This is a genomic window from Streptomyces sp. NPDC007162 (genome assembly GCF_040634175.1).
Taxonomy (GTDB): domain Bacteria; phylum Actinomycetota; class Actinomycetes; order Streptomycetales; family Streptomycetaceae; genus Streptomyces.
Window position 1 is genome coordinate 1 of sequence record NZ_JBEYFC010000557.1, and the last position, 5,389, is coordinate 5,389.

Genomic DNA, 5,389 nt, shown 5'->3' on the forward strand with positions numbered 1-5,389 from the left:
GCATGTCTTCGCGCAGGTGGAATCGCAGGCCGGCGCCCCCGAGTTCCGCGGCTGCCGGTACCTGGCCGTGCAGATCGAACTCAAGGACCAGGGGCACCCCGCGAGCCAGGTCGCCCGCCAGGTCAAGGAGAACCTGACCGCCTTTTTCCGCGCCGAGGCCGAACAGGGCGGGGCGGCCGATCCCGATCTGCTGGCCCGGCAGCTCAGCATGGTCTTCGACGGCGCCAGCGCCCGCGCGGGAATCGGCGCCGACAGCTTGACCGGGCTAATCGGGCCCACGGTGACCACCCTGCTGGACGCGGCAGGCATGCATTGACGCGCTCCCCGTCCGGAAAGCTCGCTCCCTTCCTCGCACTCGCGGGGAGCCCCATGGCCGCGCGCGTGTTGCCGAGCATGCCGCAGGCGAGGAAGCTCGTGGTCCTGTCGACATCAGCACCCAGCGACAGGTGCACGGTCTCCCAGATACTCATCCAGCCGGCCCGGACGACCTCACCGATCAGGTCATCGCCCTGTGCATCGGCGGCCGCCGCGACGGCGTATCCCTGCATCTGCATCAGGAGCGTTTCGGGGCGGGTGGAGATCAGCCGCGCGTAAGCGGCCGTCATGGCCTGGAAGGCCCGCTCGCTGCCCTCCGCCCCGTCGGTGGCCCTCTCGAAAGCCAGACGGGTGTCTTCCGTGCTCCGCAGCAGTGCGGCGACGAAGATCGTCTTTTTGTCGGGGAAGAGCCGGAAGAGATACGGCTGCGCGACGCCGACCCGGTCGGCGATCGCCGCGGTGGAGGTGCCGTCGTAGCCGGTGCGCGCGAACTCGGCGACCGCCGCACGGATGACGCCCTCGCGCCTCTCCTGTGCGCTGATCCTGCCCATGAGGTCCATGCTCCCTGCTTGAACTTGCATGTGGAAACCGATCGGTTTACTGTAGCGGAAACTGATCGGTTTCGACGGGTTCGGGAGTGCATGATGACGACAGGTCGGCCGGTGGCGCTCGTGACGGGTGCGTCATCGGGTATCGGGAAGGAAACCGCGCTCGCCCTGGGCGCGGCCGGATTCGAGGTAGTCGGCACAAGCCGTGACACTTCACGCGTCACCCTGCTCGACGGCGTGACGTTCCTCGAACTCGACGTCGCCAGCGACGCCTCGGCGGCCGCTGCGGTCCAGGAAGTGAGCGAGCGGTTCGGGCGGATCGACGTCCTGGTCAACAATGCCGGCGTCGGTTCCATGGGTGCGGCCGAGGAAACCTCCGTCGCGCAGGCCCGGTCCGTCTTCGACACGAACGTCTTCGGGGTCATGCGCATGGTGAACGAGGTCCTGCCGCACATGCGCGCCCAGCGGCGCGGACGCATCATCAACATCTCGTCCGTGCTCGGGTTCCTGCCCCAGCCCTACATGGCCGCCTACGCCGCCTCCAAGCACGCGATCGAGGGCTACACCGAATCCCTGGACCACGAGGTCCGTGACCACGGTATCCGGGCGCTCATCGTCGAACCCGCCTACACCCGGACCGGGTTCGAGGCCAACAGCGCGAAGCCCGACACACCGCTGCACGCGTACGCGAAGCAGCGGCAGATCGTCGACCGCGTCATGGCGGAGGCCGTCAGGGGCGGCGATGCCCCCATCGTCGTCGCCAAGGCGATCGTCGCGGCAGCGACCGACCCGAAGCCGAAGCCGCGCTACACCGCCGGTCCCCTGGCCGGACGCGCACGCGTACTGCGCCGCCTCGCTCCCGCCGGGGTCTTCGACAAACAGATCCGCAAGATGAACCAGCTGGCCGGCTGACGCGCAGGCGCTGTACCTGGGCTTTCCGAACAACGATCCCCCCACCAGACAGAGGACACCTCTATGTCAGAGCGCAATCCCATCCTGATCACCGGTGCCGCCGGCGAGATCGGCGGTGTGAGCCGGACGATGGTCGACATGCTGCTTGAACAAGGGCAGCCGGTACGGGCGTTCGTGCGCCACGACGACGAGCGCGCGCACTCCCTGCGTGAGGCCGGCGCCGAGGTCTTCGTCGGTGACCTGCTCACTATCGCCGACGTGACTGCCGCCCTGAAGGGGGTGCGGCGTATCTACTTCAGCATGAGCCTGTCGCCGTACTACACCGACGCCGTCAGTCTGATGGCCGCTGCGGCGCGGGCCCAGGGCGACATCGAGGTGTTCGTCAACATCTCCGAGTACGAGCAGTCATTCATGACGTTCGAGAAGATGACCGCGCCGGAGGAAGAACGGCGCGCGTGGCTCGGCGGACTCGTCGCCGACTGGTCGCCGCAGCAGCGGGCCCACTGGGTCGCCGAGCAGGTACTGGAGTGGTCCGGCCTGCCGACCGTCCATGTGCGGGCGGCCATGTTCGTCGAGAACCCCCTGATGACCTGGCTGGCACTGGAGCCGCTGAGCAAGGGTGAACTGCGCCTGCCCTTCGGCGACCACCGGCTCGCGCCCATCGCGGGTTACGACGTGGCCGAGCTGTGCGTGAAGATCCTGACCGATCCGGCGCCGCACGTCTCCAAGTCCTACGACCTCAACGGCCCGGAGTTGAAGGACATGCACGGCTTCGCGGAGGACTACGCGGCGGTGCTGGGACGCCCGGTCACCTACGTCCCCGTCGAGATCGAAACCTGGAACGAGACCTACGTGGACGCCGCCCTGGGCTCGTTTCCGCACACCGCGGAGCACCTGAAGACCCTGACCAGGCTGATGGGCGGCGGGGGTTACCGTGGCACGACCGACCAGCTGGAGACCCTCCTCGGACGCCCGCCGAAGACCGTCCGCTGGGCACTGGGGAACCACCCTCGCATCCAGAAGCTGGCGACTGGTCTATGACATTGACTGCCTCCTGGTTGAACCCGACGAGTGAATGTGTTCCCGGGAGCGGGGCCGTCGGCGGAACCGGTTGAGAGAGACGGCGAGACTTCGATCGCGTCAGCACTCCGTGACCAGTGCCGCATCAGGCGACGTTCGCCCCGTTCACGACCCCGCGGAGGCGGTCGTTGGTGGCGTCCTGGTGCGCCGGTTGATGTAGCGGCGGATCATGCTTGCCTGCTCTTTGTGCCGAGCGTGGTCGGTGCCGTCCAGCACGGATTGCCACAGAGCGGTGAACTGGGCCTCGAGCCGGTCGAGCCAGGAACTGTTGGCCGGGGCGCAGGTGATCTCCCTGTTGTACGAGACGCCTTCTCCCTACTGCATAGGTGATCTCGCTTGGGTGGGCTCCCGGATGTTGCCGGCCCTTTCATTTCCGGTTCCGGCTTGGGGGAGAGACGTCTTCAGGGGCTCCGAGCGATGCCATCGTCGAGGCTATATAGGCCGGCTGCCGGGGCGGAACGGCGGGAGGATCAGCGCAGTCCCGCGGAGAGACCGTTCTCGGGCAGGGCCGCGCCGGTGGCGCCCTTGACGCGTACGAGCCTGCGCCCGCTCATGCCCCAACCCAGGCGAACCCCGAACGTCCGACCGCCGACGATGCCCCAACGCTACATTTTCGAGCGATGGCATCCCCGGGGCAAGATACGACCTAGTCCAAGGCCGGGGCGGCCAAGTGGAGATCCACGCCGGCTACCCCGTCCGCATTTCGGCCGGGGAGTGGCACTGGCGGAGCCATCCGGACCACTTGCGTGCTTCCCGTGGCACGCGATTGGCCCGGATCTTGGACGGACGGGTCGGTGACGCGTCGCCGGTCATGTGCACCAGGAGGTGGGCACACGGGGCCGCCGACGGCGCGGTCGTGCCGACTACGAGTGGGTGGCAGCACCGTGGTGGGCCAGCGCTCGTCGCCCGACGGCGGTGAGCGGCGCGACTGCCTGCCCTAAGGCACCCGCGAAAGACCTGGAAGAGCGAGTTCGAATGACCGCAGAAGAAGCCCTTGAGGGCGCCGACGCGACTGCTTCGGCGTCCGTCTCCGACAACGCCATCGACGAACTGCGCGACCAGGTGGAGTCCGTAGCCCGCGGGTACCACCTGGTGCCCCCGCCGAGGCCTACGAGTCCGTCGACCGGCTGCGCCTTGCGATCGAGCGACAGCGGGACCGAACTCAGGTTCCCGTACAGCAGCAACTGCTCATGATCCTGAACGGGCAGGCCACCGCCTTGCTTGCGGTGGCCGCGTATGACCTCGGGTACTTCCCGAGTACACGCGCCCTCGCCCGTAGGCTAGCCGTCCTCACCGGTGTAGCCGTACGAGTCGTCGGCGTCCGTCGGGCAGTCAAGGAGCGGAGAGTCGTCGGTGAGAGCCTGGTGCGGCCACCCCCTGTATACGGACACCGTGGAGATGTGCACCCAGCGGGTTGCGGCCGGGCGCAGCGCGGTGGCGGCCGTGAGAACGTCCCGCCGGGGGGAAGCCCGTTGAACGACAACCACACTGGCTACTCGGACGGCTGAGTGTCCGGAGCATGCAGCGGCACCTACGCGAACGGATCGAAGTCGGCGTATTCGAGGGGGTGCACGAGAGGCAGGGCGCCGAAGTAGGCAGTCGGCGAGCTAGGAAGCACCGTCGGCTACCCGCACGGCATACCCGAAGACCCCGCCTGGGATCACGCCGCATGCGGGCCGAATGCTCTCTGGCATCGTGGATGGGAGATGGGCCTCTGAGCGGCTTCTTCCACCGTCCGTAGAGTGCCCGCAGCCTTGTCAGGATCCTGGTGGCTGGTCCAGCCGCACCCGGCGCCGTCGAGCACCTCCATGTACTGCACGCCCGCCTCGCGCGCCCGGTTGTGGGCGCCCGCGTTGTAGGAGACTGCGCTCTTGACCGGCGCAATTGGCGGTTCTTCCCAGGTCAGGGCTATCGCACACCCTCGGACGTCAGCAAAAGGTCAGCATCGGACGTCGAGGAGTCAGCACCACATGGCGGCACCCGAACTCGCTCGCGGCATGGGCACCTTCTTCAAGGACTGCGAGCGCCCCGAGTCCCGTTGGTCGAAGTGCCCGCACGAGTACACGATCCGCTACCGGAACGCGGCGGGCAGGCAGACGGAGGAGTCCGGCTTCGCGAGGCAGGACCGGGCGATCGAGCGTTTGACGGAGATCTACAACGAGAAGAAGGCGGCCTCGGCGCGCTCCCAGTCGAAGGCCGAACGCATCCAGAAGTACGGGACGATGCGCTTCGAGAGAGTCGCTGAGAAGAAGCGGGCGTCCCATCCATCGCGTTCCTCCGATCTCGTCGTCGATCTTCACATAGAGTGCGGTCAAGAGGATCTCCAAGTCGAGCGTCACAACCGGATTTTGGAGGGCCTCGTCCGGTCAGCAGGCCGAAAATCCTGAAGTTCTGGCCAAGCGCTCGAATGTGGTCCACACGTTGACTGAACGGAGTCCAACTACTGATCTTTTCGTAAGTTCGGTGGGTGTGGTGGGTGGATGGTCAGGCCGGTGTGGGCGAGGAATGACCAGGGCAGTTGTGGGTTGGTGTTG

5 protein-coding genes and 2 pseudogenes are annotated in these 5,389 nt (G+C 67.1%); 5 read left to right on the plus strand and 2 right to left on the minus strand.

From position 1 onward, the window contains the following. Positions 1-316, plus strand: a pseudogene (locus ABZ646_RS38995) (TetR/AcrR family transcriptional regulator); the annotation flags it as partial. Here ABZ646_RS38995 and ABZ646_RS39000 read toward each other — a convergent pair. After that, positions 204-866 (minus strand): TetR/AcrR family transcriptional regulator, encoded by a 663-nt coding sequence (locus ABZ646_RS39000; protein ID WP_360530192.1) that lies wholly within the window; start codon positions 864-866, stop codon positions 204-206. The pseudogene ABZ646_RS38995 and the gene ABZ646_RS39000 sit on opposite strands and share 113 nt — an antisense overlap. A gap of 93 nt (positions 867-959) precedes the next feature. On the opposite strand from ABZ646_RS39000, the gene ABZ646_RS39005 reads away from it, so the two are divergent. Then, the gene (locus tag ABZ646_RS39005; RefSeq protein WP_360530195.1) at positions 960-1,775 is read left to right on the plus strand and encodes an oxidoreductase; all 816 of its coding nucleotides are present in this window, start codon (positions 960-962) and stop codon (positions 1,773-1,775) included. A gap of 63 nt (positions 1,776-1,838) precedes the next feature. Beyond that, positions 1,839-2,816: an NmrA family NAD(P)-binding protein gene (locus ABZ646_RS39010; protein ID WP_360530183.1), complete on the plus strand. Its 978-nt coding sequence runs from the start codon at positions 1,839-1,841 to the stop codon at positions 2,814-2,816. 124 nt (positions 2,817-2,940) lie between these two features. On the opposite strand, the pseudogene ABZ646_RS39015 reads toward ABZ646_RS39010, so the two are convergent. Further along, positions 2,941-3,131, minus strand: a pseudogene (locus ABZ646_RS39015) (transposase); the annotation flags it as partial. Between the two features lie 699 nt (positions 3,132-3,830). Between ABZ646_RS39015 and ABZ646_RS39020 the strand changes: the two are divergent. Together ABZ646_RS39020 and ABZ646_RS39025 are read left to right on the plus strand one after the other, a co-directional pair. Continuing rightward, entirely contained in the window at positions 3,831-4,049 is a 219-nt protein-coding gene (locus ABZ646_RS39020) for a hypothetical protein (protein ID WP_360530186.1), read from the plus strand. A gap of 776 nt (positions 4,050-4,825) precedes the next feature. After that, positions 4,826-5,242, plus strand: coding sequence for a hypothetical protein (locus tag ABZ646_RS39025; RefSeq protein ID WP_360530189.1), 417 nt, complete (start codon positions 4,826-4,828; stop codon positions 5,240-5,242). Positions 5,243-5,389: the final 147 nt, after the last annotated feature.

Excerpts from the sequence above, each read along its gene's own strand:
- ABZ646_RS39000 (WP_360530192.1), bottom strand. The coding sequence starts at position 866 with ATGGGCAGGATCAGCGCACAGGAGAGGCGCGAGGGCGTCATCCGTGCG.
- ABZ646_RS39010 (WP_360530183.1), top strand. The coding sequence starts at position 1,839 with ATGTCAGAGCGCAATCCCATCCTGATCACCGGTGCCGCCGGCGAGATC.
- ABZ646_RS39025 (WP_360530189.1), top strand. The coding sequence starts at position 4,826 with ATGGCGGCACCCGAACTCGCTCGCGGCATGGGCACCTTCTTCAAGGAC.
- ABZ646_RS39020 (WP_360530186.1), top strand. The coding sequence starts at position 3,831 with ATGACCGCAGAAGAAGCCCTTGAGGGCGCCGACGCGACTGCTTCGGCG.
- ABZ646_RS39005 (WP_360530195.1), top strand. The coding sequence starts at position 960 with ATGACGACAGGTCGGCCGGTGGCGCTCGTGACGGGTGCGTCATCGGGT.